At 36.4% G+C, this 675-nt stretch carries 1 protein-coding gene; it reads left to right on the plus strand.

Annotation, left to right across the window (positions count from 1 at the left end; genetic code table 11):
• The coding region (locus ROSEINA2194_RS21570) for a hypothetical protein (RefSeq protein ID WP_007890849.1) at positions 1-190 on the plus strand (190 nt) is incomplete at its 5' end.
• Positions 191-675: the final 485 nt, after the last annotated feature.

Raw genomic sequence — 675 nt, forward strand, 5'->3', positions numbered from 1 at the left:
AGTACGAGCGGCAGAATCCAAAGTTAACCGTGAGTTCCATAACGTAAATTGCAGATTTTGTGGTGCGATTCATGATGTTGATTGGGCAAATATAAGCGTCCTCTCACAAGTCATTCGTAACATAAATGAAAGAAAAACAGTGCAGACAAATATGATTTCCTTTGTGAGCCATGGAGATAAGACTCTTTAGAGGCTTATCGGAATGCCCGGCGAACAGGAACATCATATTTCGTCTGTACCGTTTTTCTTTTCATAAACCGATAAAATCACGACTTGTGAGAGACGCTTATATCTGCCCTTCAAACTCTAGAACTGCATCACAAAATCTGCTGCTCCACGGTAAGTTAAACTCTGGATTTCATTGACACAATTCCAAGATTGTTTTATACTAAGCCTACATCAAAGTCGCAGACAAATAATAGTTACGATTATGAGATTTTCATAATCGTGATCATTCTTAACAACGTTTCTGTCTGCAGATCCAAAACCTGATATATGGTTACGGATATGATCTCAAAATTCATTGCCGGTTCGGCAGGAGATTCCATTTTGATGAACAATTCAATGCATGAAAATTTTAATCTTAATTACAGTTAGCACCGTTGCATTTTTATGACAAAATTTTTTATGTGCATTGAAAAATACCATACATTCTATTATCATAAAGGGGGAATA

This window comes from Roseburia inulinivorans DSM 16841 (assembly GCF_000174195.1).
GTDB classification, from domain to species: Bacteria; Bacillota; Clostridia; order Lachnospirales; family Lachnospiraceae; genus Roseburia; species Roseburia inulinivorans.